Below are 26,569 nucleotides of genomic sequence, written 5' to 3' on the forward strand. Positions count from 1 at the left end.
GATTTTAAACTTGATTCTTTTAATTTCCGTACGGCATCAAACCGTTTACAAATAGTTGAGTACATTTAACCAAACAATTCCCATGGCAAAACGTGCATGTCCAGAATGTGGTGAAGAAGTACGAGGTCGTGCAGACAAACGTTTTTGCAGCGATTATTGCCGCAATGTTGCGAACAATAAACTCAATCGCGACAGCAGTGCGCTCATGCGCAATATCAACAACAGGCTGCGCAAGAACTGGCGCGTGCTTAATGAGCTCAACCCATCTGGCAAAATAAAAACGACCCGCAATAAGTTGTTGTCCAAAGGTTTTGACTTCACTTTTTTTACCAGCATTTATACGACCAAAAAAGGTGCTACTTACTACTTTATATACGACCAAGGATATCTAGCCATGGACGAGGACAACTACCTGATTGTAAAACGAGATACTTAACTCCAACCAACTATTATGCGAGCCAAATCCCATGTGACGTCTGCTTTTTCCTTATTTGTACTTATCGCAATGATCTGGTATGCCTTTCATAGCCAGACGCCCAACGGTAGTGTTGAGAACAACCTTCCTGCAAATGAATGGTCTACCGCCAGAGCACTGGCTCACGTCAAAGAACTTTCCAAAGCACCTCACTACGTAGGCAGTAAAGCCCACGAAGAAAACCGCATCTACATCAAACGTCAGCTGGAAAAAATGGGGCTCAAAGTAGAGATCCAGACCGGTTTCACTATTGATGAGTACGGAAATCTAGCACGACCCAGCAACATCATTTCTCGCATTCCTGGAACCGGAAACACGGGTGACGCCATTGCCTTGATGACGCATTATGACAGCGATCCGCACAGTTCTTTGGGTGCCAGCGATGCCGCCTCTGGAGTTGCGACCATTCTGGAAGGCATTCGCGCCTATCTCACAGATAAAAAACCCGTCAACGACATCATCATCATCATTACAGATGCTGAAGAGTTAGGCCTTAACGGTGCTGATTACTTTGTAAACAACCACCGCTATGCAAAGGATATCAAAATGATCCTCAATTTTGAATCTCGTGGTAGCGGCGGTCCTAGCTATATGCTGGTAGAAACTAATGGAGGCAATCGCAAAATCATCGATGCCTTTAAAGCGGCTGATGTTGAATATCCTGTAGCTAATTCACTCGCTTACAGCATCTACAAAAAACTACCCAACGATACAGATCTTACCGTCATGCGTGAAGATGGTGATATCAACGGTCTCAACTTTGCCTTTATAGGTGATCATATCGACTATCATACACAGTTGGACAATTATGAGAACCTCGATCGCAATACACTGGCTCACCAGGGCAGTTACCTCATGCCGCTGCTGGATTATTTTGCCGCCACAGACTTAAGCGATGGTCTCAAGGCACAAGTAGGTATGGATGATATCTATTTCCCATTGCCGGTTTTGGGAATGGTTAGTTTTCCCTTTTCATGGATGTCCATCCTGATCATCGTTAGTGGGATTTTATTATTGGGTTTAATCATTTACGGCATTTCCAAAAAGCGCATTTCCTTAGGTCAATTGTTGGTTGGGTTTATACCGTTTTTGGGAAGTCTAACTTTAGGTTATCTGGTACCAACCTACACCTGGCAAGCTATAAAGACCAGTCCTTTTTATGTAGAGCAATCCAGTGTTTTTCCCGCAACAGGATATTTATGGGTGGCAGCAACCGCATTTTTTGGAATCGCCATCGCCTTTCTACTCTATCATTTCTTTTATAACAAGACACGAGTGGCCAGTCATAGCGTGGCGCCGCTGATCTTTTTATGGATTATCTGCCTACTCGTAGCGTTTCCCATAGGTGATTCTGGGTTAGTGCCTGCGGCCTATTTGCCAGGCGCTGGATTCTTTATCATTCCGTTGATCTGTGGCTTGTTTTTGCTATGGCTCAACATCTACCAAAAACGTCCCAGCTACCTCATCATGCTGCTACTCGCTATTCCAACGATCTTTATTTTCGTGCCTTTTGTGGTGGCCTTTCCTGTGGCGCTGGGCATGAATATTCTTTTTGTCGCCGCCGTTTTGAGCGTTCTGGTATTTGGCCTGCTCATTCCTATTTTGGGACATTACCGCAAGAAAAAGTTGCTGGCTATGCTGTCATTTTTGATATGTGGTGTTTTTGTTTATTTCGCTTTCGCGAAAGCGGAATTCTCTCCAACCACTCCACAAAAAACCAGCTTGGTCTATCTTCTTGATGCAGACTCACAAACCGCGCAATGGGCTACCTATGACCATCATTTGAGCGACTGGACCAAGGAAAAAATAGGTGACGACCCGCAACCAGCAGATGCCGGCGATGCCAAAACCATTGATTCAAAATACAATGGCCGATTCACCTATGTAAAAGAAGCCGCAGCGATCAACTTGCCACCCGTAGAATCCCAAATCACGGTAGACACCACAATCAATGATTTGCGAACGATCAAACTTCTCGTACGTAGCGTTCGCAAGGTAGACCGATGGGAAGTTTTTTGTGATCCTGAGTTTCAGTTTAGCAAGGCGGTCGTCAATGGCGTAGTGGTTCCCATGGATGAAAATGGGATGCCTTTTACCTATAGACGAGGCAACAGAATCATCTCCTATTATGTTTCCAATCAGGCACCGCTAGTGATGGAATTGACTTTTGACGCCTCGCAATCTCCAGAATTTGATGTGTATGCCGCCAGTTTTGACTTGTCGGAGCAACCTGTTTTTGGAGTATCACAACGACCTGAAAATACCATGCCTATGCCTTTTGTATTGAACGATGCGGTAGTTGTTCAAAAACATATCACCACAAACCCAACGCCAGCTGATGAGTAAATTGATAGGCATTATGGGCTGTGGCTGGTTAGGAAAACCTCTAGCGGTTCAGCTCCTGAAACAGAATTTTGAAGTTAAAGGAACTACGACCCGTATTTCCAAACTAGAGGAACTACGAGACGCAGGCATCGATCCTTATGTAGTGGATCTAGGAGAAACCTATATCGATGGTGGCATTGAAGCTTTTTTGGAAGGGTTGGAAGTCTTGGTGGTGAACATTCCGCCGGGTTTGAGGTCCAGTCCGCAAAGTGATTATGCCGGTAGGATTCAATTGCTGGTTAGAAATATTGAAGCATATTCCAGCATCAAACAACTGATTTATGTTTCAACGACTTCAGTTTTTGAGGATCAACTGGACATTCCCGTATATCATGAAGATGCAATACCTAACGCCCAAGATTCAAAAGGTAAAAAACTCATTGCCGCAGAAAAGGTGATTCAAAAAGCTAACGCCAATACAACTATCATAAGACCTGGCGGACTCATAGGCGGCAAGCGCCATCCTATCAAGATACTGGCTGGCAGAAACAATGTATCCAACCCAGCTGCGCCAGTTAACATGACTGATCGGGATTATTTGATCGATGTGATTTCTAGCGTCATAGTAGGTGACCTACACGCACCTATAATTCACGCCATAAGTGAACCTCACGAGTCAAGAGAGTCCTATTACACAAAAATGGCTGATACCTTCAACGTGGAAGCACCTACTTTTGATGAAGGTAATTCTGCTGGGAAGAAAGTAGTTTCTACCATTTTGTAAATGGAGTACTTACTAGATAGGAATTATAATACCTCACATCGCCTGTGACTTCTTGACCTAGCCATTCCGGTTTTTCAAAAGGTTCATTTTCATTTTGCAGTTCTACCTCTGCGATGATGAGTCCGTTGTTTTCACCATCAAAAACGTCAACCTCAAAGATGTGTTTACCTACAGGAATTTCAAATCGGGTTTTATCAATCACGCCTGGCAAGCATAATTTTAAAAGCTGCTGGGCGTCTTGAATATCAATTTCCTTTTCCCATTCAAACCTGCTGGTACCAGAATCATTTGAAACTCCTTTGATGGTAAGAAAGCCTTGATCGCCTTTGATGCGCACGCGCACATTGCGTTCTGGGTTATCGCTCAAATAACCTTGTACGATTTTAAAGCCTTTTAAGCCCTTCAGGAAATCGGCGTTCTCAATCAAGAATTTGCGTTCTATTTCTTGCATTTACTTTTTGAATAAATCCTTTCCAGCAGCCTCAAAGCCTTCATCTATGAGATGATGCTCTGGATGCGTTGCCGCATAAACAGCAAGTTGATCACAACGCTCATTTTGAGGATGGTCGTTGTGTCCTTTGATCCAGACAAATTTGGCTGGCGCCTGATTATAAGCCTTTATAAATCGTTTCCAGAGGTCGACGTTCTTGACATTCTTCCATTTGCGTCTTATCCAGCCGTCGATCCACTTTTTATTGACCGCGTCACTTACATACTTGCTATCTGTAAAAACAGTGATGGGAATTTCTGGCTTTTTGATTTTTTCCAAAGCTACAATCACGGCCAGCAGTTCCATCCGGTTGTTGGTCGTCTTACGGTAGCCTTGAGCAAATTCCTTTTTAAAATTGCGTCCTACCTGTTCCATGACAATGCCGTAACCGCCAGGTCCTGGATTACCGCGTGAGCTACCGTCTGTATATATATGTACCTGATCCATTAGCTCAATAATCCTTCGATAGTTTTGGGAAAATGCTCATGCTCCAGCTCGAGAACCTTGCGGGCTACATCCTCAGGTCCATCTGTGGAATCGAGTCGGCAGACCGCTTGATGGATAATGGCGCCTTCGTCATAGTTCTCATTGACGTAATGAATGGTGATGCCACTCTCATTCTCTTTATTTTCCACCACGGCTCGATGCACATGGATTCCATACATGCCTTTACCTCCATATTTAGGCAACAATGCCGGATGGATATTGATGATTTTATTGGGGAAATCGATCACGAGATGCTCTGGGAACTTCCATAAAAATCCAGCGAGGACGATCAGGTCTGGATCTATACTTTTAAGTATTTGATGAATGGAGTTCGCTTTCGCGAAAGCGAACTTATTAAAACTCATCGCTGCAACACCAGATTTTCTAGCGCGATCCAGTACACCAGCTTGAGGGTTATTTGTTAAAATAAGCGACACCTTTATTTTTGCAGAGTCCTTAAAATAATCCAGTATGGCCTGCGCGTTACTGCCGCTACCACTTGCAAAAATTACGATCTTCTTCATTTATCAAATATAGGAATGTGGTTCATTAGGCATAAATGAAATCAGTATTTGATCTTCACATAATTTTAATAACCGTGGTTTTGTCGCAAAGTTTGTTATTTTTGCCATTCATTAAAAATTAAAACAAGATTATTATGTCTGACATTGCATCAAGAGTAAAAGCGATTATCGTTGACAAACTAGGCGTGGACGAGAATGAGGTTGTAACTGAGGCTAGCTTCACAAATGACCTGGGCGCTGACTCACTTGACACCGTTGAGCTGATCATGGAATTTGAAAAGGAATTTGATATTCAAATCCCAGACGATCAAGCAGAAAACATCGCTACTGTAGGTCAAGCTGTTTCCTATATAGAAGAAGCAAAAGCTTAATTAAGAGTACATGGAATTAAAGCGAGTTGTCATTACAGGAATGGGCGCCCTAACACCTATAGGTAACAACCTACAGGAGTACTGGGAAGCGTTGAAAGCAGGAAAAAGCGGCTGTGCCGACATCACCTATTTTGATACGGAACATTTCAAGACAAAGTTCGCTTGTGAACTCAAAGACTTCAAAGTCGAAGATTTCATAGACCGTAAGGAAGCTAGACGCATGGATCGTTTTGCCCAGTATGCGCTGGTAGCAGGCGACGAGGCGATAGCTGACTCCGGACTTGATACCGACTCTATTGATAAGAATAGAGTCGGTGTTATCTGGGGCGCCGGTATAGGTGGCCTGGAAACTTTTCAAGAAGAGGTTAAGGCGTTTGCAACCGGCAACGGTACGCCACGTTTCAACCCTTTCTTCATCCCTAAAATGATTGCAGATATCGCTCCGGCCCACATTTCCATCAAGTATGGCTTTATGGGACCTAACTATACTACGGTTTCTGCATGTGCATCGAGTGCAAATGCTATGCTCGACGCCATGAATTATATACGATTGGGCCACTGTGACGTTATTGTCACCGGTGGATCAGAGGCTGCGGTAACGCAGGCTGGAATGGGTGGTTTCAATGCCATGCATGCCCTATCGACTCGCAACGAGAGTCCTGAAACAGCAAGCAGACCTTTTGACGCGACCAGAGATGGTTTTGTTCTGGGTGAAGGCGCTGGCGCATTGGTTCTTGAAAGTTATGAATATGCCAAAGCTCGCGGAGCAAAAATCTATGCTGAGGTCATCGGCGGTGGATTCTCCAGCGATGCCTACCACATTACCGCACCAGATCCAGAAGGAAAAGGAGTGATTGCCGTAATGAAAAACACATTGGAGAATTCTGGCATCAAGCCAGAAGATGTCGATCACATCAATACACATGGGACTTCCACACCATTAGGTGATGTGGCAGAACTTAAGGCGATTAAAGCCGTATTTGGTGATCACGCTCCCAAAATCAGTATCAATTCTACAAAATCGATGACAGGCCACCTACTGGGTGCTGCTGGCGCCATCGAGTCTATTGCCAGTGTAATGGCGATCAATCACGGCATTGTGCCACCTACCATCAACCACACGACGGTTGATGAAAACATTGATCCTAGCCTACACCTTATTCTTAATCAACCAGAACAACGCGAGGTGAAAGTTGCGTTGAGCAATACCTTCGGTTTTGGAGGTCACAACTGTTGTATTGCCTTTAGAAAAATCTAGAATCTGAAACGATCAGATGAATAGAATTAAAAGTCTTTTTTCCTCTCGTAAAACAACACCTTTAATATTAGATACAGAAAGGCTACAAAAAGGAATTAAAGCAATTACAGGACTTACTCCTAAAAACATCAATATCTATCATACTGCTTTCACGCATAAGTCCATGGGACTCAAATGCGAGGATGGCAATGTCATAAGCTATGAGCGCCTGGAATTTTTAGGCGATGCCATTCTGGGTGCCATCATCGCAGAGTACATCTACAACGAGGTTCCCAGTGGTGATGAAGGATATCTAACAAAGATGCGTTCCAAGATAGTGAGTCGCGAACATCTCAATGAACTGGGACAAGATTTTGGCCTGCTCGCGTTTGCCAAAACCCAAGTACCGCCTAAAAATTTTGGGAACAACATCTACGGGAATCTTTTTGAAGCTCTTGTAGGTGCGGTTTACCTGGACAGAGGTTACGTATCTTGTAAAAAGTTCATCTGCAAAAAAGTGGTTGAGCCTTATGTAGATATCCATAAACTGGAAGGAAAGGTCATCTCATATAAAAGCTTGTTGATTGAATGGTGTCAGAAAAACAAGAAAATTTTTGACTTTGATGTCTATGAGGATACGGGCTTTAATGAAGTAAGACACTTTGCGGTTAAATTTTCCATTGATAAAAAAGTCATTGCAAAGGCTCGAGCAACATCAAAGAAAAAAGCAGAAGAAAAAGCCAGTAAGCGAGCATTTTTTGCATTGCAGGACCGTATTGCGAAGAAATAACCATAACGGATCTTGTTCATCAAGTTTGTGATTATTCCGCTTTCGCGAAAGCGAAATCCATAAAAATCAATGTTTTACTTATTAACGAAAACGTTTGCGTAATTAAACTTACCATCTTCAACGTCACCTTTCAAGCAGTGTTAGGTTATTTTTGTAGATTGATTACTATGGGCACTCACAAATTAGTTGATTGGGATATGGAAGATGAGCCGTTTGTGCTCATAGGCATCCATTCCACTTGTGAACCCTACAGGATGGCTTATTTTATAAATAAGTACCTCAAGGTTTCTTTTAAGAGGCAAGAAAAGGATCAAGATATCACGTTACAGGAATACATTGCCAGATTTCCAGTGTATCATTACAAGGATGTGGATCAAAATGCTTCCTTATATTTGATTCCCAACCATTGCCGGGCTCAAATCAAATCAACATCCAGTGCTGGTTTGTTTGCTACCCATCAAGTGGACGAGATTAAAACAACATTGATAAAAGAGTATCGAACAGTGGATTTTTTACTTAAGATTGAGAAGGATCCAGAACATTTCCCATTAAAAAAATTGCTGAGCGAACTTAACGAGATACCACAAGTTATATCAGTCTATCAAGCTGATGCAACCTCGATTAAAAATACGGATTATTTAATTTTCGAATAATGAATAGTACCCTTAAAAAGACCAAAATAGTTGCTACCCTAGGGCCTGCAACAGCGACAAAAGAAGTTTTACTCGACATGATACGCGCTGGTGTGAATGTCTTTAGAATCAACTTCTCACACGCAGATCACGAGGCCGTTAGGGAACGTGTTCAAATGATACGTGACCTGAACAAAGAGCATGGATTTGCAACCGGAATTTTAGGAGACCTACAAGGCCCTAAATTGCGTGTAGGTGTCATGAGTGAAGAAGTAGTCGTCAAGGCTGGTGATCAAATCACCTTCACGACCGGTAAACCTTTTAAGGGAACGGCCGAGAATGTCTACATGAACTACGATCAGTTCCCAAAAGACGTTAAGGCTGGTGAGCGCATTCTATTGGATGACGGTAAATTGATTTTTGAAGTGGTCAAGACAGACGGTGAGAAAAACGTACTGACTAAGGTGATTCAAGGTGGCCCACTAAGGTCCAAAAAAGGTGTCAACCTACCTCAAACCAATGTTTCCTTACCAGCGTTGACTGAAAAGGATATCATTGATGCAAAATTTGCCTGTGAACTTCAAGTAGACTGGATGGCACTATCCTTTGTACGTCACAGTCGCGATTTGATACAGTTGCAAGATCTGATCAAAGAGCACTCTGAACATAAAATCCCAATCGTTGCCAAAATTGAAAAGCCTGAAGCCGTAAGAAACATCGACAAGATCGTTGCTTACTGTGATGGACTCATGGTAGCTCGTGGTGATCTAGGTGTTGAAATTCCAGCGCATGAAGTACCACTTATCCAGAAGCAACTGGTGCTTAAGGCTAAAAACGCTAGAATTCCTGTGATCATTGCCACGCAAATGATGGAAACCATGATCACAAGTTTGACACCAACCAGAGCCGAGGTGAATGACGTAGCAAACTCCGTTATGGATGGTGCTGATGCGGTAATGCTTTCTGGTGAAACATCTGTAGGGCAATATCCGGTTCAGGTGATTGAAAAGATGGCGAGCATTTGTCGCGCTGTAGAAGATAGTGAGCTTATCAAAGTCCCACATGCGGCACCTCATATCAAGACTAAAAGGTATATCACCAAATCTATCTGTTATCACGCCGCTAAAATGGCTGACGAAATTAGCGCCAAGGCCATCACAACCATGACCAATTCTGGTTACACCGCATTCCAGATCAGTGCCTGGAGACCAGCGGCGCATATCTTGACCTTTACCAGCAACAGCCGTATTTTGACACAACTTAGTTTGCTTTGGGGTGTTCAAGCGTTTAACTATGATCGATTTGTAAGTACAGACGAAACGATTGAAGACGTGAACAAGTTTGCCAAAGACAAGAAATTTGTAGAAAAAGGAGATTTCCTTATCAATCTAGCTGCTATGCCAGTGACAGAAAAAGGAATGGTAAACACTTTGAGAGTTAGTGAGGTAGAGTAATCATCATCTCATTTCATATATTTAAAAAGCTGGAAAGACTTTATTGTTTTTCCAGCTTTTTTAGTTTCTGATAACAACAATCAAAACTCAAACTCCAGCTGTACCTCAACCGGCTCTTCTTCGTCCTTGTCCTCTGTATTAAGATTGCTCAAGGACAATCCTAGCAAACGTACGCTTTCGCGAAAGGATTCCTGACGCACCAGCTCTGTGGCAATTTCTAAGATCTGTTCTTTCTTATCGACGTAGTTGGAAACCGTTTTACTACGCGTTTGCATTTTGAAATCGCTGTACTTTATTTTAAGCGTGACCGTCTTACCGGCAACATCGCTTTTTGCCAGACGCCTTTCAATTTCTTCGGCAATCTGGTCCAGGCGTTCCATCATAAAGATCTCACTGGAGATGTTATCAGAAAAAGTACGCTCTGCTCCCAATGATTTTCTAATTCGGTCTGGTTTTACTGCGCTTTTGTGAACGCCACGTACGATGTCATAATAGTACACACCACTTTTGCCAAAATGCTCTGCGAGAAACTCCTTGGATTTTGATTTTAAATCAGCACCGTTGAAGATGCCGTGTTGGTACATCTTCTCTGCAGTAACCTTGCCTATCCCATGAAATTTACGAATGTCCAACTGCTCCAGAAATTCTAATACCTCATCTGGAGTGATGGTCTTCTGTCCGTTAGGTTTGTTGTAATCGCTGGCAACCTTGGCTATAAATTTATTGATGGAGATTCCAGCACTGGCAGTTAGACCAGTCGTCTCATAAATCCTACGGCGTATGTCGTAGGCGATGATGGTTGCGCTGGGATAATTCAGTTTGTTCTCAGTGACGTCCAGATAGGCCTCGTCTAGGGATAATGGCTCGACCAGATCGGTATAGTCCAGGAAAATCTCTCGTATCTGGTTAGAGACCTCGCGATACCTTTCAAAACGAGCTTTGACAAAAATCAAATCTGGACACAATCGCGCAGCGGTCACGCTGGGCATGGCACTGCGCACACCGTACTTTCTCGCCTCATAACTTGCTGCTGCCACGACACCGCGCTTACTGCTGCCGCCTACAGCGAGAGGTTTGCCTTTCAATTCTGGTGCATCGAGCTGCTCTACTGATGCGTAAAAGGCATCCATATCCACATGTATGATTTTGCGGTCTTCCAACTCCATAATGCAAAATTAGTGGATTGTTTTGCGGTGCTATCTTAAAATCTTAGCTAAAATCTAAGAAACAATTCCTTCGAACTATGGTAATTTACCCAGATGAAAAAACAAGGATTAAAGGCCGTTATAATAGGCGCCACTGGACTCACTGGATCTGCATTATTAGAACAGTTGCTGGACGATAGTAGATATGATGTGGTGATTACGCTTTCGCGAAAGCGAGTTCAAAAAGAGCATCCCAAACTACTCAATTTTGAGGCAGATCTTTTCGATCCTGTTACCTATGAGCATCACTTAAAAGGCGATCATTTGTTTATCTGCACTGGTACGACCAAAGCCAAAACGCCAGATCCAAAAAAGTACTATCGCATCGAGCATGATCTACCACTCACGGTGGCTCGCGTGGCACTTAAGAATGATGTTGCTACTATGGTAGCCATATCGGCTCTAGGTGCAGATCCAGATAGTAGGTTCTCTTATAACAAAGGAAAAGGCGAGATGGAGAGTGACCTGGAGCAACTGGGTTTTGAACAGGCCTATTTTGTCCAACCGGCACTTATAGGTGGTGAGCGTGAAGAGAAGCGCACGTTTGAGAGCCTTTGGAAAAAATTTCAAAAATTCATCGACCCATTACTGGTGGGCGGTCTCAAAAAATATAGAACCATTGAGCCTGCGGTGATCTCACAAGCGATGATTGAAATCGCCGTTAACGGTTATCCCAAGTCCAGAATTGAAAGTGACGAGTTAAAGGAAATCGTGACCAAGAAGTCATAAATCCTTATGATTCCAGCATGAAATATTGCCAACTAAATGGCGTATTTTTGCATCAAAATTGATCTTCATGAGTAAGTTGGTAGTAGTAGGAACTGTTGCATTTGACGCCATTGAAACACCTTTTGGCAAAACCGATAAAATTTTAGGTGGCGCCGCGACCTTTATAGGACTGGCCGCATCGCATTTTAATACTGAAGTTGGACTGGTAAGCGTCGTAGGTGGTGATTTTCCAGAAAACTACCTCACCATGTTGCAAGACCGCGGCATGAACATAGAAGGCATCGAGATCGTTACAGACGGTAAGACCTTTTTCTGGAGTGGTAAATACCACAACGACATGAACACGCGCGACACGCTTGCCACTGAGCTTAATGTTCTCGCAGACTTCAATCCTGTCGTGCCGGAACATTTCAAGGATGCCAATGTAGTCATGTTAGGGAATTTGCACCCAGCAGTACAGTTAGGTGTTATCGAACAAACAAAAGATGCTGATTTGCATATTCTGGATACCATGAATTTCTGGATGGATAGTGCATTGGATCTTTTGAAAGAAGTGATTGCCAAAGTTGATGTCATTACCATCAATGATGAAGAAGCTAGACAATTGTCAGGCGAATACAGTCTGGTTACTGCTGCTAAAAAGATCCACGAAATGGGTCCTAAATATGTGGTGATCAAAAAGGGAGAACATGGAGCATTGCTGTTTCATAATGATGAAATCTTCTTTGCACCAGCATTGCCGTTAGAAGAAGTTTTTGATCCTACTGGTGCTGGAGATACTTTTGCCGGTGGATTTGCAGGCTTTCTAGCTTCCAGCCGTGACTATAGTTTTGAGAACATGAAACGTGCGATTATCTATGGATCCAACTTTGCGTCTTTTGCCGTAGAAAAATTTGGTACGGAGAGAATGCAAACAGTCACCAACGATGAAATAAGCAAACGACTAGAGCAGTTTAAAGCGCTCACTAAATTTGAAATAAACAACTAAAACATAACGCCCGGGAAACTCTCGGGCTTTTTTTATTCATTCTTTTGCCCTTGAAATGATATGAGTGACCAGTTAAAACATGAATGCGGTATTGCCCTAATCAGGTTATTGAAGCCGCTGGAATTTTATAAGGAAAAGTACGGTACCGCATTTTACGGTATCAACAAGATGTACCTTATGATGGAAAAGCAGCACAACCGTGGTCAGGACGGCGCTGGTTTTGCCAGCATCAAACTGGACGTAAAACCTGGGCAACGATACATCTCCAGAGTGCGCAGTAATGCTGCGCAACCCATTCAGGATATTTTTGATCAAATCAATAATCGCATCAATGATGAAATGGCTGCAAATCCTAAATTAAAGGATAATGTTGCTGCTCAAAAAACAAGTATTCCTTATGTAGGTGAGCTCCTTATGGGTCACGTGCGCTATGGAACATTTGGAAAAAACTCTATTGAATCTGTACATCCATTCTTGCGTCAAAATAACTGGATGCACCGCAACCTGATCATGGCGGGAAACTTCAACATGACTAATGTATTCAAGCTTTTCAATAAGCTGGTGGAATTAGGTCAACATCCTAAAGACATGGCAGACACCGTGACGGTCATGGAAAAAGTGGGCCATTTTCAGGATAATGAGGTGCGCAAATTATATAAGAAATTTAAAAACGCTGGCCTTTCCAAAATGGAGGCCTCACCCAAGATCGCCGAGGAAATCAATGTTGCTAAAATCCTGCGCAAGAGTGCTCGCGACTGGGATGGCGGTTATGCTATGGGCGGTTTAATGGGCCATGGTGATGCATTTTTATTGCGTGATCCTGCAGGAATACGTCCTGCCTATTATTATAAAGATGACGAAGTCGTGGTCGTAGCCAGTGAAAGACCAGTGATCCAAACCGCTTTCAATGCAAAGTTTGAGGACGTACACGAGCTGGATCCAGGTAAGGCCATCATCATCAAGAAAAACGGGACTGTTTCTTTAGAACAGATTAGTGAGCCGCTGGAGCGCAAGGCCTGTTCTTTTGAGCGCATCTATTTCTCACGTGGTAGCGATGCAGAGATTTACCAGGAGCGTAAGATGCTGGGCAGACTTCTCTTTCCTAAGATCATGGAAAAGATCGATAATGACATCGACAATTCTGTGTTCTCCTATATTCCGAATACAGCAGAAACGTCGTTTTACGGGATGATAGAAGCGGCGCATCAGGTCTTGAACGAGCAAAAAAGAGACGCGATCATTGCAGGTGAAGGAAACCTCACTGCAGAGCAGGTTGAGAAGACGCTTTCGCGAAAGCTGAGAACCGAAAAGATTGCGATCAAAGATGCCAAATTGAGAACCTTCATCACAGAGGATTCCTCGCGGGACGATCTTGTAGCGCACGTGTATGATGTCACTTATGGCGTCGTAAAACCTACGGATCATCTGGTCATCATCGATGACTCTATCGTACGTGGTACCACGCTTAAAAAATCCATCTTGAAAATGATGGACCGACTCAATCCAAAAAGTATTGTAGTCGTTTCCAGTGCGCCACAAATACGTTATCCAGACTGCTATGGTATAGACATGGCACGACTGGAAGGATTAATCGCATTCCAGGCGGCATTGCACTTACATAAGGATCGAGGCACTGAAAATATCATTGATGAGATCTATGAGAAGTGTAAGACCCAACTGGAATATGAAGACCGTGATGTAAAGAATTATGTACAGGAATTCTATGCACCGTTTACCGACGAAGAAATATCTGATAAAATCGCAGAATTACTATCTGATGATGACCTCAACGCCAAAGTCGAGATCGTTTACCAAAAAGTAGAGGATCTACACAAAGCTTGTCCCAAAAACCTTGGTGACTGGTACTTTACTGGCGATTACCCAACAGATGGTGGTAACCGTGTTGTAAATCGTGCCTTTATCAATTTCTATGAAGGCAATGATGAACGAGCTTATTAAATATTAAAGTGAGATTTTGAACAAAAAAAATCCCTTCAACTCACGTTGAAGGGATTTTTAGATTTTAATAAGCTACAGCTTATTTGTTCTGTGCGTATAGTTTAGAAACTTCTTCCCAGTTGATGACGTTAAAGAATGCTTCAACATAGTCTGGTCTTCTGTTTTGGTAGTTAAGGTAGTAAGCATGTTCCCATACGTCCAATCCTAGAATAGGCGTTCCACCACAACCAGTATCTGGCATCAATGGGTTGTCTTGATTAGGACATCCACAAACTTCTACTTTTCCGCCTTCATGCACACATAAAAATGCCCATCCAGAACCAAATTGTCCTTTGGCAGTTTCAGAGAATTTTGTTTTAAAATCGGCATAGCTTCCAAAAGCAGAATCAATTGCTTTAGCAAGATCTCCTGTAGGCTCGCCGCCACCATTAGGTGACATGATATTCCAAAACAATTTGTGGTTGTAATATCCACCACCATTGTTACGTACTGCTTTATTTTTCATATCCAGATTGCTCAGGATATTCTCTATGGTTTTCCCTTCATGATCGGTGCCTTCAATCGCAGCGTTCAATTTATCGGTATATCCTTGGTGATGCTTTGTATGGTGTATTTCCATTGTTTTAGCATCTATATGTGGTTCTAATGCATCATATGCATAATCTAACTTCGGTAATTCAAAAGCCATTATATTAAGTTTTTAGTTAGTAATTCTTTGAACTATAAAGTTAGTGTAGGAACGCGCTGTAATAAAATCGCTGGTGTTATAATATACTTAAAGATAGACCGCTAATTCAGCTAAAAGCAATCGTAGGAATTGTCACCTATTGATAAGCTAGTTTTCTAGCAGGATTTTGATGTTGGGTTCGCTTTCGCGAAAGCGAGATCTACCAAAAAAGAAAGCCTACTAATATCAACGGTTGTCCTAACTTTGAGCATGGCACATCAACCCACCACGTTTTATAGTGCAAGCGCAGGATCTGGAAAAACCTATACACTGGCGAGAGATTACCTAACGCTGCTATTTAAAAGCGCATTCCACAACGGCTACCGCGAGATCCTTGCGATCACTTTTACGAACAAGGCGGTGGCAGAAATGAAGCAACGCATCCTGGAAAACCTGCACGAATTAACCAAACCTGAAATCCCTGAAGATCTCATTCCCATACGAGACCATATTAAGGCAGAAACTGGACTGGACAACGCTGGCATCATCAATAAAGCGACAAAAATCGAGCAGAAACTGCTTCACGATTATGCGGCTTTTGACATCGTGACCATCGATAGTTTCAATCACAGGATCCTGCGCACCTTTGCGCGTGAGGTAGAATTACCAGATGGCTTTGAAATCGAGCTGGACAGCAGTAGGTTGATTTCCAAAGCCATTCACAACCTACTGGCGAGAGCTGGAAAGGAAAAACAACTCACCGATTTGCTGGTGGATTTCTCACTGTCAAAAATTGACGACGGTAAAAGTTGGGATATTGAGTATGACCTGCACAATATAGCGGTGCTTATATTGAGTGAGTCCCATTACAACTATCTGGAACAACTCAAGGAAAAATCCATTGCAGACTTTCTGCAGCTGCGCACACAACTGCGAGCTACCATAAAAACTGCAGAAGCTGATCTTATCGCGAAAGCAAAGAAGCTTATTGATTATTACACCTCTAACGGGCTGACTCAAGATGATTTCACGGGAAAATCACGCGGCATCTACGGCTGGATTCAAAAGATCGCCACTGGAAATATCCCGGCAAACGGGCAACAAAAATATCTAGAAAAAGCCCTAACCGATTCTATTGCCGGTACTACGAGCACCTCTAATCAAACTACCATTGATGCCGTACAAAATGACTTGGTAGATTTGATACAGACCTTCCAGGAAAACTCTGGAACTATTGCATTGCATCAAAATGCGCTGTCATCCATCACCGCACTATCGTTGCTTAATGAGTTGATGCATGAAATTGACAAGATCAAACAAGAGGAGCAAATCGTTCCCATCTATGAATTTAACGGCATCCTTTCCAAACAGATCAAGGACCAGCCGGCGCCTTTTATTTATGAGCGTATAGGCGAGCGCTACCGGCATTACTTCATTGATGAATTTCAAGATACCAGCAAGATGCAATGGGAAAACCTGATGCCATTGATTGAGAATCCGCTGGTGCAATTGCGTGATGATGGTACTAAGGGTAGCCTTATGCTGGTAGGTGATGCAAAACAGTCCATCTATCGCTGGCGTGGTGGCGATGCAGATCAGTTTTTGGGAATTTTGGGCAGTGGTCAATTATTTCTCCAGGATAAACGCAACGAGACACTGGATACCAACTGGCGCAGTTATGATACCATCATCAAGTTCAACAATCAGCTTTTTGAACATTATGGGAGTTATTTGAATAGCGAATTATATCAGGATTTATATCTCAATTACCTACATCAAGAACCTAATCCAAAAATTGGCGGTTATGTGCAAATTGACTTTCTGGATAGTGATGGAAATCAGGATCTAGAAGACGATCCGGAATTGAACAGCATCTACCCTATTCATGTAAAACGGCAGATTGACCAGGCTCTTGCCAGCGGTTTTGGACCTAGCGAGATCTGTGTTTTAGTAAGGAAAAAGAAACAAGGTGATGAGATCGCGCGTTATCTGGTACGTCAGGACATGAGCGTGGTTTCTGCAGATAGTTTGTTGGTCGCTGCATCGCCACGCGTACAGCTGCTCGTACAGTTTATGCGCATGTGCCTCTATCCAGAACAGCAACAGCCGCGCTATGAATTTTTGCTGCACTATGCGATTTTGAAAGAGAAAACGCTTCTGCATCAGTTTATAAAGGAAAATCTTGATAAGGCCATTGATGAGTTGACCAAGACATTGTTAGAAGATGCAGATGATATTTATCTCGCTTTCGCGAAAGCGCCCTTATTTCAAGCCACAGAAAAAGCGGCGGCAGCATTGGGATTGTTTGAAGATCACGACATGAGGCTGCAGGCTTTCCTGGAACATGTTTTTGAATTTGGTACCGGCTATGACAAGACCGCATCCAGTTTTTTGGAATCATGGGGAAATAAACAGAGTAGCTTGAGCGTACCTGCGGCAGAAGATCCCAGCGCCATACAAATCATGACGATCCATAAATCCAAAGGTTTGGAATTTCCTGTGGTGATCGTTCCCTATTGCGACGTTTTACTGGAAGAAATGCGAGACGCGACCGGTTGGATGCCTGTTGCTCCCGAAAATTATTCTGGCTTTGAACATTTATACATTTCCTTAAAAAAGGAATGCATGCTCTATCCAGAACCTGTACCTTTGATGTATAGCGAGCAACTGGCCAAGGCGCAAATGGATCAAATCAATACCTTATATGTAGCTTTTACAAGAGCTAAGGAGCAATTGTACATAAGCTGTTTTGAGAACCAGAAGGAAAAGAATAATTATAGTAAAGTATTGATGGAGTTTGTGGAGAAATCCAACTGGACGCTACAGCAGCAAACCGATTTTAAATCGGCTAATCATGGGAATCCAGTTAGAGTTTCAAAGTCTAAAGAAACTACGGCCAGTATTCTTATGGATGACTACTTTGTCAGCTCCAGAACAAAACGCATCGATATTGCTACCAGAAAAGGGATGTTATGGGCAAGCGACGCCATTCAAGCTATTGATGCTGGTACCCAACTGCACGACTACCTATCTATGATTCAAAATGTCGAGGATTTGGATAGAGTCAAAATAGCTATTGACCTAGATCGTTCCCTAGATGACAACGCTGGTAAAAGCTTATTTGAAAAGATCCAGCAAATCGTAAATCTGCCAAAGATTGCCCAGTATTATCTACCGAATGTCGAGGCTATCAATGAAAGAGCAATTTTAAGCAACACTGGCAGCACATCTATACCAGACCGTCTTGTCTTTGAAGAAAAACACGTCACAGTGATGGATTACAAAACCGGCACAGAAAATACCAAGCATATTACCCAAGTAAATCGATATGCAGATTTGTTATCTCAAATGGATTATGACATCAAGAAAAAGATATTGATCTATACAGACGATCTCAATATCGTACAATGGGACTAGATCCTACAGAGTTCTTACCTTTGTGTAAAACGAAAACACACTATGTACGGAGCAATAGGAGAATATCTTAAAAAGGAACTTGAAGAAATAAAAGATGCTGGACTTTATAAAAAGGAACGCATCATAACATCTGCCCAAGATGCTGTGATTACCTTAGATGATGGTAGCGAGGTGATAAATTTTTGTGCCAATAATTATTTGGGCTTAAGCTCACATCCAGAAGTGATCCAGGCTGCAAAGGACACGTTGGATTCTCATGGTTTTGGAATGAGCTCCGTTCGTTTTATATGTGGAACTCAAGACATCCATAAAGAACTGGAACAAAAGCTTGCGGAATTCTACGGAATGGAAGACACCATTTTATATGCTGCATGTTTTGATGCCAACGGCGGAGTTTTTGAACCATTACTGGGTAAAGAAGACGCCATCATATCAGATTCTTTAAATCATGCTTCCATTATTGATGGCGTTCGTTTATGTAAAGCGATGCGCTACAGGTACGCCAGCGCAGATATGGCGGACTTAGAAAAGCAGCTCCAACAAGCGAATGAAGATGGCGCAAGACATAAAATTATTGTTACCGATGGTGTCTTTTCCATGGATGGAGTTTTAGCTCCGTTAGATAAAATATGCGACCTAGCCGATAAATATGACGCCTTGGTCATGGTAGATGAATGCCACGCTGCTGGATTTCTAGGCGATACAGGCCGTGGTTCTTTAGAGGCGAAAGGCGTTTTGGGACGTATAGATATCGTTACGGGAACTTTAGGAAAAGCATTAGGTGGAGCCATGGGCGGATATACATGTGCCAAAAAAGAAGTTATCGAAATATTGCGTCAGCGCTCTAGGCCTTATTTGTTTTCTAATTCGTTAGCGCCGTCTATTGTTGGTGCATCCATCAAAGCGCTAGAGTTGATTGACACCAGCACAGATCTTATAGAGAAGGTTCAATCAAATACAGCTTACTTTAAAAAAGGAATGCAAGAACTTGGCTTTGATATCATAGATGGAGAAAGTGCCATTGTCCCTGTAATGTTGTATGATGCTAAACTATCACAGCAAATGGCAGATATGCTTCTAGAGGAAGGTATTTATGTGATAGGTTTCTTCTTTCCCGTAGTTCCGAAGGAAAAAGCACGTATAAGAGTGCAGTTGAGTGCAGCACATTCGCAAAAACATTTAGATAAAGCTATCAAAGCATTTAAAAAGGTGGGTGAATCCTTAGGAATTATCAAAAATTAACATTTAATTCAGCGCATACTTGCGGTATTAGGATAATTTTATTGTTTAAACCTTGTAATTGACAGGGAACGAATTAATTTTGCGTCGTTGTAAATCTAAAAAACCCAACATGAAAAACTTTATTAAACTCTTTTTTGCCAGCGCTTTGCTTTTGTCTGCATCGTTGGTTCAAGCTCAAGACGAGACCAACCGTTGGTCTGTTGCATTAGGTGTGAATGCCATTGATCTATATCCAGTTGGTGAAGAAGACCAAGGATTAGGAGGCTATTTTGACGAATTTTTTAATACTGAACATTATAATTTCCTAACAGCTCCTAGTAGGGTGGAAGTTGGTTATTATATCGGTGATGGTATTGTCGCTACAATTGCTGGATCGGTAAATAGAATAGATCGAGTCGGAGATTTGCGAGTTGATGAAATGACATATTTGAGCGCAGATGGAGGCCTGAGATATAATTTAAGAGAGATCTATAATGGAAGTGACGTGTTCAATCCATACCTTGGAATTGGTGGGTCTTATCAATTTGTTGAAGACATCTCTTTCGGAACATTTAATGGTACTATTGGTTTTGATATCAAAATGGCAGAAAATGTTTATTTTAATGTTCAAACAACTTACAAGCATGCATTTGAAGATGATAATCCTAAGCACTTTCAACATGTGGCTGGTGTGAAATTCGTTTGGGGCGCTGTGGATACTGACGGTGATGGAATTCCAGACAGCAAAGATGAGTGTCCAGAAACCCCAGGTTTAGAGCAATTTAATGGCTGTCCAGACACTGATGGTGACGGAATAAAAGATAGCGAAGATGAGTGTCCTAATGATGCTGGTCCAGCTGAAACAAACGGTTGTCCTGATTCTGATGGAGACACTGTTCTTGATAAAGATGATAAATGTCCAGAAACTCCTGGTTTAGTTGCTTTGATGGGTTGTCCTGACTCTGACGGTGATGGAATCGCTGATGGTGATGATGAGTGTCCAAATGAAGCTGGTCTTGCTAAATTCAACGGCTGTCCTGACTCTGACGGTGATGGAATCGCTGACAAAGATGACAAATGTCCTAATGAAGCTGGTATAGCTGAACTTCAAGGATGTCCACGTCCAGCAGTACCAACTGTAAAAGAGCAAGAGCAATTAAATGCATATGCTAAAACGATCTTGTTCGAATTGAACAAATCTGATATTCAAGCGCAATCTGCTCAAACTTTATCTGATATCATCGATATCTTGAAAAAGTACCCAGAAGCTGAATTCTCTATCGATGGTCACACAGATAGCCAAGGTTCTGAAGCTTACAACCAAAAGCTTTCTGAAGAAAGAGCTAATTCTGTACTTAGGTACCTAGTAAATGGTGGTATTGATCCAGATAGATTGTCTGCAGAAGGTTTTGGTGAGTCTAAGCCTATCGCAACTAACAGCACTGCAGCTGGAAGACAACAAAACAGACGTACTGAAATCAACTTGAAAAAGTAATTTTTAAGGAGACCTAAGTATCTTAAAATAGAAACGCCATCTCAACAGATGGCGTTTTTTTATGCCTTATTTTTAGAAGTCGTAAAAATCTTTCATGCAGGAAACTTTCATTAGTACCATTCTAGACAGTCTAGCCAGCAAAGGGTTTGATCTCAAGACGATTCAATACATTGTTCCCAGTCGCAGGGTAGGATTATTTCTTAATAAAGAAATAGCAAGGAGGCATGATGCGCCTATTTTGGGTCCCATAGCGTTGAGTATAGAAGATTACATTCAACAACTTTCAGGATTGAACATACTGTCAGACCTGGATATACTTCCTTTTTTTTATCAAGCCTATTGCCATGTAGAACCAGAAGACCATAGAGACAGCTTTGACGCATTTATAGGTTGGGCGCCTACCATTCTAAAAGATTTCAATGAAGTAGATCGATACCTTGTTGATCCACAACAATTCTTTGGATACTTGGGCAATTTCAAGGCCTTGGATACAGATCGCCATTGGTCGCTGGATGCTAATCCTACCCAAATGGTCACCCAATACCTTGATTTTTGGAAAAAACTCTATCGATATTATGAATCCCTACGTGATGTTTTGCAACAAAACCAAGTCGCCTATCAAGGAATGGCATATAGGTTCGCTTTCGCGAAAGCGAAATCTTCATCCACGTCCAACCATACAGACAATCCTATCGTTTTTTTAGGTCTCAACGCTTTAAATACTGCCGAATCTGAAATCATCCAGAAACTACTGGAACAAGATCAAGCAATGATATATTGGGATACCGACCACTATTTCTTAGAAAACAAATTTCATGAAGCTGGCAAATTCATAAGGAGTCATCAGACAAATTGGACCTATTATAAGAATCGAGAGCTTGAGATTATAGGGTCTCGCTATAGGGATTCTAAAAGCATAGAGATTATTAGTGCCACGGGAAACCTAGGGATGGTTCAGGCAGCGAGAAAATACCTCTCGCAGTTAGAATCTAGTGAATTACTCGACACTGCCGTGATCCTCGCAGATGAACAGTTGCTGCTGCCACTACTAAGCGCTTTGCCCGATAATGTGGATGCCTTCAATGTCACTATGGGATTGAGCCTGGACCAGTTGCCTATAAGCTCATTTTTTACCGATCTTTTTAAGCTCCACAAAGAAGCTACAGAAGGAATTTTCTATTACAAAAATCTAACGAGTCTTTTGGAGTCTTCCTTTGCTAATCTTGTGGCTCCTACACAGTCGGTAAAGGCGCTTCAAAAGATCAGAGAGTATAACCTCATTCAAGTACAGCAAAGCGATTTTGAAAAAGAAGAATATCCGTTTATTCACAAGATCCTTGTAGAACTTGAACATCCTAAACAAATTCTTGATCTCACCAATGACATATTGGTTGAATTGAAAAAAGTACTCACCAAAACCGAAAATAGCAGGCTCGAGCTAGAGCAACTATTAGGAATGGTAGAAGTGATCGACGAGCTAAAAGATCTAGTGCGCAATAATTCTGGAATCAATGATTTGCGAACCTATCTATATTTGTTACAACAGCTATTGCCACTTAAAAAGCTGGATTTTATTGGAGAACCGGTCCAAGGATTACAGATTATGGGTCTGCTGGAAACACGCGCTCTAGATTACAAGAATATATTGATGCTATCAGTAAATGAAGGAACGCTACCAGCAGGCAAATCATTTGGTTCTTACATACCTCATGAGATGAAAAGGGCTTTTGACCTGCCTACCTATACTGAAAAAGATAGCGTCTATGCCTACCACTTTTACCGTCTATTACACCGCTGCGAGAATGCAACGTTTATCAATAATGCAGAGTCTGATACTTTAGGTGGTGGCGAGAAAAGCCGATTCTTGCTACAGCTGGAGCGTGATGAGAACACGCATCACCAGATAACACACACGAATTACTTTCATAAAGTAAATGCAATAAATAAGGAACTGCTGGAAATCATCAAAAAACCTATCTATTTTGAACGACTTAAAGAAATAGCCTCAAAGGGATTCTCACCGTCTGCATTAACCAGCTATGTACGTAATCCCATAGATTTCTTCTCTAGCAAGATTCTTAGGATTTCAGACCTGGAAGATGTGGAAGAAGACATCGCTCTCAACACCATGGGATCCATCATACATGAGGCGCTGGATAAATTGTACCAACCTTATCAAAATCAAATTTTAGTCCTTGAGGATTTCAAAAAAATTGAAAGTCAAATCAAGACCGAGCTGGATCTAGCCTATAAAGGATGTTATAATTCTACATCCAATCCTTTGGGTAAAAACAAGATCATTTATGAGGTATCGCATCATTACATCAAGAAAATGATTGCTCTGGATAAAACAACGGTAGAGAAATCCAGCGAATTTATCATCAAGAGCGTAGAGCAAGACTTGTCAACAACAATAGAATTACCAGAAATAGGCCTCGTAAAACTACATGGTAAAGTTGATCGAGTGGACATGATTGATGGTACTCTTAGAATCATAGACTATAAAACCGGCAGCGTTTCAAAAGGCAACGTTGGTATTGAAGAAGACGGTTACGAGGTCATGATCCAAGATTATGAAAAATCCAAGGCATTTCAAGTATTGATGTACGCCTATCTGTACGCAAAAAATCATCCTGTGGATACCTTGCAGGCTGGAATCATAAGCTTCAAAAACTTTGGCGATGGCTTTATTCCGTTTGGGATAAAAAACGGTCGCAGCTATCAGCCTCAAGAAATTGACCAGGACATTTTAGACCAGTTTGAAAAACAACTAATTGCCTTGATCAAAGAGTTATTTGACCCTGCAACACCTTTAACTGAGAAAGAAGTATGAAAAAGAATAACATCCAGATAGCATCAGAAAAAGGCAAAGTAATTCTTCTAGATTATGAATATAAAGACCAAGGCTCCAACTTACCGGTGGTTATTTTTTGTCATGGGTTGAAAGGCTTTAAAGATTGGGGCGCATGGGATTTAATGGGTTCCGCTTTCGCGAAAGCGAACTTCCTATTCATCAAATTTAACTTCTCTCATAATGGCGGTACTCCTGAACAGCCCATCGATTTTCCAGATCTAGAAGCTTTTGGAAACAATAATTACAGCCTGGAGCTGAGAGATCTGCAACGTATACTGAACTGGTTAGAAACATCTGATTTACCAATAAATCGTAATGAAATCAATCTTATAGGTCATTCCAGAGCTGGCGGCATCACCACGATTACGGCGTCAAAAGACGACCGTATCAAACGTCTGGTAACACTTGCTGGTGTGGCAGATTATGAAGAGCGACTCCCAAAAGACGACGAGCTAGAAAAATGGAAGCAGGACGGCGTTTATTATGCAAAAAATGGACGTACCCATCAAGATATGCCTTTCAATTACCAGCTTTATACAGATTTTAAACAAAATGAGAAGGAATTACATATTCTAGATGCCGCCTCACGTTTGAGTATACCACACTTAATCGTGCATGGAACGCAAGATCCAACCGTGGACGTCAACGATGCCTATCGTTTGCGAGATAGGAGCAAACATGCTCAACTAAGTTTGATACGAGGTGCAGATCACGTTTTTGGAGCGTCCCATCCATGGGAACAAGATTTGATGCCTAAAGACTTGAGACAAGTCGTACAATGCACCGTCAATTTTTTAAGGAGTAATTGATCTTTCCAAACAAAGACGCTCTCTAGTCTTAACAAAAAACGCAACCCTGAAAGGTTGCGTTTTATTTTATGTGGAGAATACCGGATTCGAACCGGTCACCTCTTGCCTGCCAGGCAAGCGCTCTAGCCAAATGAGCTAATCCCCCAAAATTTAGACGGCAAATATACACTTTCCCATCATTTCATAACGATAAATCAAATTCATAACTGCTAAGTTTGCAACGTGAAATCCAGCATCAATATTTCTACCAATGATATTCTCAAACTCGCCTTTCCAGCAATTATTGCAGGAATAGCAGAACCCGTCATAAGCATCACAGACATCGCGATCATTGGAAATATGGAAGGCGACAGTGTAGATGCTCTTGCCGCCGTTGGCCTTGCCGGCGCATTTTTAAGTACGGTGATCTGGACACTGGCACAAACCAAAACCTCTATTTCCAGCATCGTCTCAAAAGCCTTGGGTAACAAATCCCTGGACAAAATTAATGATCTTATTCCTCAAGTCATATGGATCAACATCTTGATGGGATTAGTCATTTACGCGGTGACGGCACCACTGGCGACATTTATATTTGATTTATACAGCGCTCAAGGTGAGGTTCTAGAGTTGACGGCATCCTATTACCAGATACGCGCGCTAGGCTTTCCATTAACACTTAGTGCGTTTGCTATTTTTGGAATCTTCCGCGGTTTACAAAACACCAGTTGGGCGATGATTGCCAGCATCTCTGGCGCGGTTGTCAACGTGGCCTTGGACTACTTGCTGGTGTATGGAATTGATGGCTGGTTGGACGGTTTGGGCCTGACTGGTGCTGCCCTTGCCAGTCTAGCTGCCCAAACTACAATGCTCCTTATAGCTCTGTTTTATTTTTTCAAAAACACGCCATTTACGCTTTTCATACAACGTTGGAAACCGCACGCGTTGTTACGGCAGCATATTAAACTCACGGTAAATTTCTTTTTACGTACACTGGCGATCAACATCTGCATCTACCTTTCCTACCGGTTCGCTAACGGTTATGGCGTGGAAGAGGCCGCAACGCATGCCATCTTAATGAATATCTGGCTGTTCTTTTCCTTCTTCATCGACGGTTTTGCAAATGCAGGAAACGCCATAGGCGGCAAGCTACTGGGTGCTGGCGATCGCGATTCTCTACGGTATCTGGCGCTCAAAACCAACACCTTTGGCATAGGTGTTTCGGTAGTTCTTGCTTTAATCTGCGCTTTGTTTTACAACGTAATTGGTGGCTGGTTTACAGACGATCCACAAGTGGATTTGCTATTTGTCAACACCTTTTTTATCATCTTGCTCATGCAGCCCATCAATGCCGTGGCATTTGTTTACGATGGTATTTTTAAAGGTTGGGGCGAGGCGCCGTATCTGCGCAACTTGCTTCTTGTCGTGACGGTGGCTGTCTTCGTTCCAGTATTGCTGGTGCTGGATTATTTTGGCTTTGAACTCAAAGCCATCTGGTTGGCGTTCTTTGCCTGGATGATAGGCAGAGCGGTTTTTCTACACCTCAAATTTAGAAATAGACTGGCAAGGATGATGTGATCGACTTTCGCGAAAGCGAATATTTTCCTCATCAATATTTTTATGGGCGTTACCTCGTTAATCGAGGTCGGGCTATACGTTGCAATCTTTTTGGGATGCT

The 26,569-nt window shown here is 42.2% G+C and carries 22 protein-coding genes and 1 tRNA gene; 17 read left to right on the forward strand and 6 right to left on the reverse strand.

Annotated elements, in window-relative coordinates; genetic code table 11:
• Positions 1–82 precede the first annotated feature (82 nt).
• The 3 genes from BST86_RS10780 to BST86_RS10790 are packed head-to-tail and all read left to right on the forward strand — an operon-like array spanning position 83 to position 3,584.
• Entirely contained in the window at positions 83–436 is a 354-nt protein-coding gene (locus tag BST86_RS10780; RefSeq protein WP_055411225.1) for a DNA gyrase inhibitor YacG, read from the forward strand.
• A 15-nt stretch (positions 437–451) separates the two neighbouring features.
• Positions 452–2,821 (forward strand): M28 family peptidase, encoded by a 2,370-nt coding sequence (locus tag BST86_RS10785; protein ID WP_105983252.1) that lies wholly within the window; start codon positions 452–454, stop codon positions 2,819–2,821.
• Positions 2,814–3,584 (forward strand): NAD(P)H-binding protein, encoded by a 771-nt coding sequence (locus BST86_RS10790; protein ID WP_105984014.1) that lies wholly within the window; start codon positions 2,814–2,816, stop codon positions 3,582–3,584. Before BST86_RS10785 ends, BST86_RS10790 begins: the two co-directional genes overlap by 8 nt.
• Here BST86_RS10790 and BST86_RS10795 read toward each other — a convergent pair.
• Genes BST86_RS10795 through purN form a run of 3 tightly spaced genes read right to left on the reverse strand, consistent with a single transcriptional unit; the run spans position 3,571 to position 5,084 of the window.
• The gene (locus BST86_RS10795; protein WP_105983253.1) at positions 3,571–4,035 is read right to left on the reverse strand and encodes a CYTH domain-containing protein; all 465 of its coding nucleotides are present in this window, start codon (positions 4,033–4,035) and stop codon (positions 3,571–3,573) included. The genes BST86_RS10790 and BST86_RS10795 overlap by 14 nt on opposite strands.
• Entirely contained in the window at positions 4,036–4,521 is a 486-nt protein-coding gene (rnhA, locus tag BST86_RS10800; protein ID WP_105983254.1) for a ribonuclease HI, read from the reverse strand. It lies immediately after the preceding gene.
• Positions 4,521–5,084, reverse strand: a complete 564-nt coding sequence (purN, locus tag BST86_RS10805) for a phosphoribosylglycinamide formyltransferase (RefSeq protein WP_105983255.1) — start codon at positions 5,082–5,084, stop codon at positions 4,521–4,523. Before purN ends, rnhA begins: the two co-directional genes overlap by 1 nt.
• Before the next feature lie 134 nt (positions 5,085–5,218).
• Here purN and BST86_RS10810 point away from each other — a divergent pair, with 134 nt between their 5' ends.
• The 5 genes from BST86_RS10810 (at position 5,219) to pyk (ending at position 9,568) form a co-directional block, all read left to right on the forward strand.
• Entirely contained in the window at positions 5,219–5,455 is a 237-nt protein-coding gene (locus BST86_RS10810) for an acyl carrier protein (protein WP_015361896.1), read from the forward strand.
• A gap of 10 nt (positions 5,456–5,465) precedes the next feature.
• A complete protein-coding gene (gene fabF / locus BST86_RS10815; protein ID WP_105983256.1) occupies positions 5,466–6,713 on the forward strand; it encodes a beta-ketoacyl-ACP synthase II in 1,248 nt (415 codons plus the stop codon).
• A 16-nt stretch (positions 6,714–6,729) separates the two neighbouring features.
• Positions 6,730–7,482 carry a ribonuclease III gene (gene rnc / locus BST86_RS10820; RefSeq protein ID WP_105983257.1) on the forward strand — a complete coding sequence of 251 codons (753 nt, stop codon included), beginning with the start codon at positions 6,730–6,732 and terminating at the stop codon, positions 7,480–7,482.
• Between the two features lie 167 nt (positions 7,483–7,649).
• Positions 7,650–8,135 (forward strand): IPExxxVDY family protein, encoded by a 486-nt coding sequence (locus BST86_RS10825; protein ID WP_055411232.1) that lies wholly within the window; start codon positions 7,650–7,652, stop codon positions 8,133–8,135.
• Entirely contained in the window at positions 8,135–9,568 is a 1,434-nt protein-coding gene (gene pyk / locus BST86_RS10830) for a pyruvate kinase (RefSeq protein ID WP_105983258.1), read from the forward strand. The genes BST86_RS10825 and pyk overlap by 1 nt, the downstream gene beginning before the upstream one ends.
• A gap of 80 nt (positions 9,569–9,648) precedes the next feature.
• Here pyk and dinB read toward each other — a convergent pair whose 3' ends face one another.
• Entirely contained in the window at positions 9,649–10,734 is a 1,086-nt protein-coding gene (dinB, locus tag BST86_RS10835) for a DNA polymerase IV (RefSeq protein ID WP_105983259.1), read from the reverse strand.
• A 93-nt stretch (positions 10,735–10,827) separates the two neighbouring features.
• On the opposite strand from dinB, the gene BST86_RS10840 reads away from it, so the two are divergent.
• The 3 genes from BST86_RS10840 (at position 10,828) to BST86_RS10850 (ending at position 14,449) form a co-directional block, all read left to right on the forward strand.
• Positions 10,828–11,502 (forward strand): NAD(P)H-binding protein, encoded by a 675-nt coding sequence (locus BST86_RS10840; protein ID WP_105983260.1) that lies wholly within the window; start codon positions 10,828–10,830, stop codon positions 11,500–11,502.
• 67 nt (positions 11,503–11,569) lie between these two features.
• Entirely contained in the window at positions 11,570–12,490 is a 921-nt protein-coding gene (locus BST86_RS10845; protein WP_105983261.1) for a PfkB family carbohydrate kinase, read from the forward strand.
• A 60-nt stretch (positions 12,491–12,550) separates the two neighbouring features.
• Positions 12,551–14,449 carry an amidophosphoribosyltransferase gene (locus tag BST86_RS10850; protein ID WP_105983262.1) on the forward strand — a complete coding sequence of 633 codons (1,899 nt, stop codon included), beginning with the start codon at positions 12,551–12,553 and terminating at the stop codon, positions 14,447–14,449.
• Positions 14,450–14,528: 79 nt separating this feature from the next.
• Here BST86_RS10850 and BST86_RS10855 read toward each other — a convergent pair whose 3' ends face one another.
• Positions 14,529–15,137 (reverse strand): superoxide dismutase, encoded by a 609-nt coding sequence (locus BST86_RS10855; protein WP_055411240.1) that lies wholly within the window; start codon positions 15,135–15,137, stop codon positions 14,529–14,531.
• A gap of 249 nt (positions 15,138–15,386) precedes the next feature.
• Here BST86_RS10855 and BST86_RS10860 point away from each other — a divergent pair, with 249 nt between their 5' ends.
• From BST86_RS10860 to BST86_RS10880, 5 genes are all read left to right on the forward strand, one after another.
• Positions 15,387–18,533 (forward strand): UvrD-helicase domain-containing protein, encoded by a 3,147-nt coding sequence (locus BST86_RS10860; protein WP_105983263.1) that lies wholly within the window; start codon positions 15,387–15,389, stop codon positions 18,531–18,533.
• Between the two features lie 42 nt (positions 18,534–18,575).
• Positions 18,576–19,775, forward strand: coding sequence for a glycine C-acetyltransferase (kbl, locus tag BST86_RS10865; protein ID WP_105983264.1), 1,200 nt, complete (start codon positions 18,576–18,578; stop codon positions 19,773–19,775).
• 109 nt (positions 19,776–19,884) lie between these two features.
• Positions 19,885–21,249 (forward strand): OmpA family protein, encoded by a 1,365-nt coding sequence (locus BST86_RS10870; protein WP_105983265.1) that lies wholly within the window; start codon positions 19,885–19,887, stop codon positions 21,247–21,249.
• Between the two features lie 94 nt (positions 21,250–21,343).
• The gene (locus BST86_RS10875; protein ID WP_105983266.1) at positions 21,344–24,082 is read left to right on the forward strand and encodes a PD-(D/E)XK nuclease family protein; all 2,739 of its coding nucleotides are present in this window, start codon (positions 21,344–21,346) and stop codon (positions 24,080–24,082) included.
• Positions 24,079–24,912, forward strand: coding sequence for an alpha/beta hydrolase family protein (locus tag BST86_RS10880; RefSeq protein ID WP_105983267.1), 834 nt, complete (start codon positions 24,079–24,081; stop codon positions 24,910–24,912). The genes BST86_RS10875 and BST86_RS10880 overlap by 4 nt, the downstream gene beginning before the upstream one ends.
• 71 nt (positions 24,913–24,983) lie before the next feature.
• Here the strand turns inward: BST86_RS10880 and BST86_RS10885 are convergent.
• Positions 24,984–25,057: transfer RNA gene (locus tag BST86_RS10885), tRNA-Ala, on the reverse strand.
• Between the two features lie 77 nt (positions 25,058–25,134).
• Between BST86_RS10885 and BST86_RS10890 the strand changes: the two genes are divergently transcribed.
• Positions 25,135–26,469 (forward strand): MATE family efflux transporter, encoded by a 1,335-nt coding sequence (locus tag BST86_RS10890; protein WP_105983268.1) that lies wholly within the window; start codon positions 25,135–25,137, stop codon positions 26,467–26,469.
• Positions 26,470–26,569: the final 100 nt, after the last annotated feature.

The organism is Nonlabens agnitus (assembly GCF_002994045.1).
Taxonomy (GTDB): domain Bacteria; phylum Bacteroidota; class Bacteroidia; order Flavobacteriales; family Flavobacteriaceae; genus Nonlabens; species Nonlabens agnitus.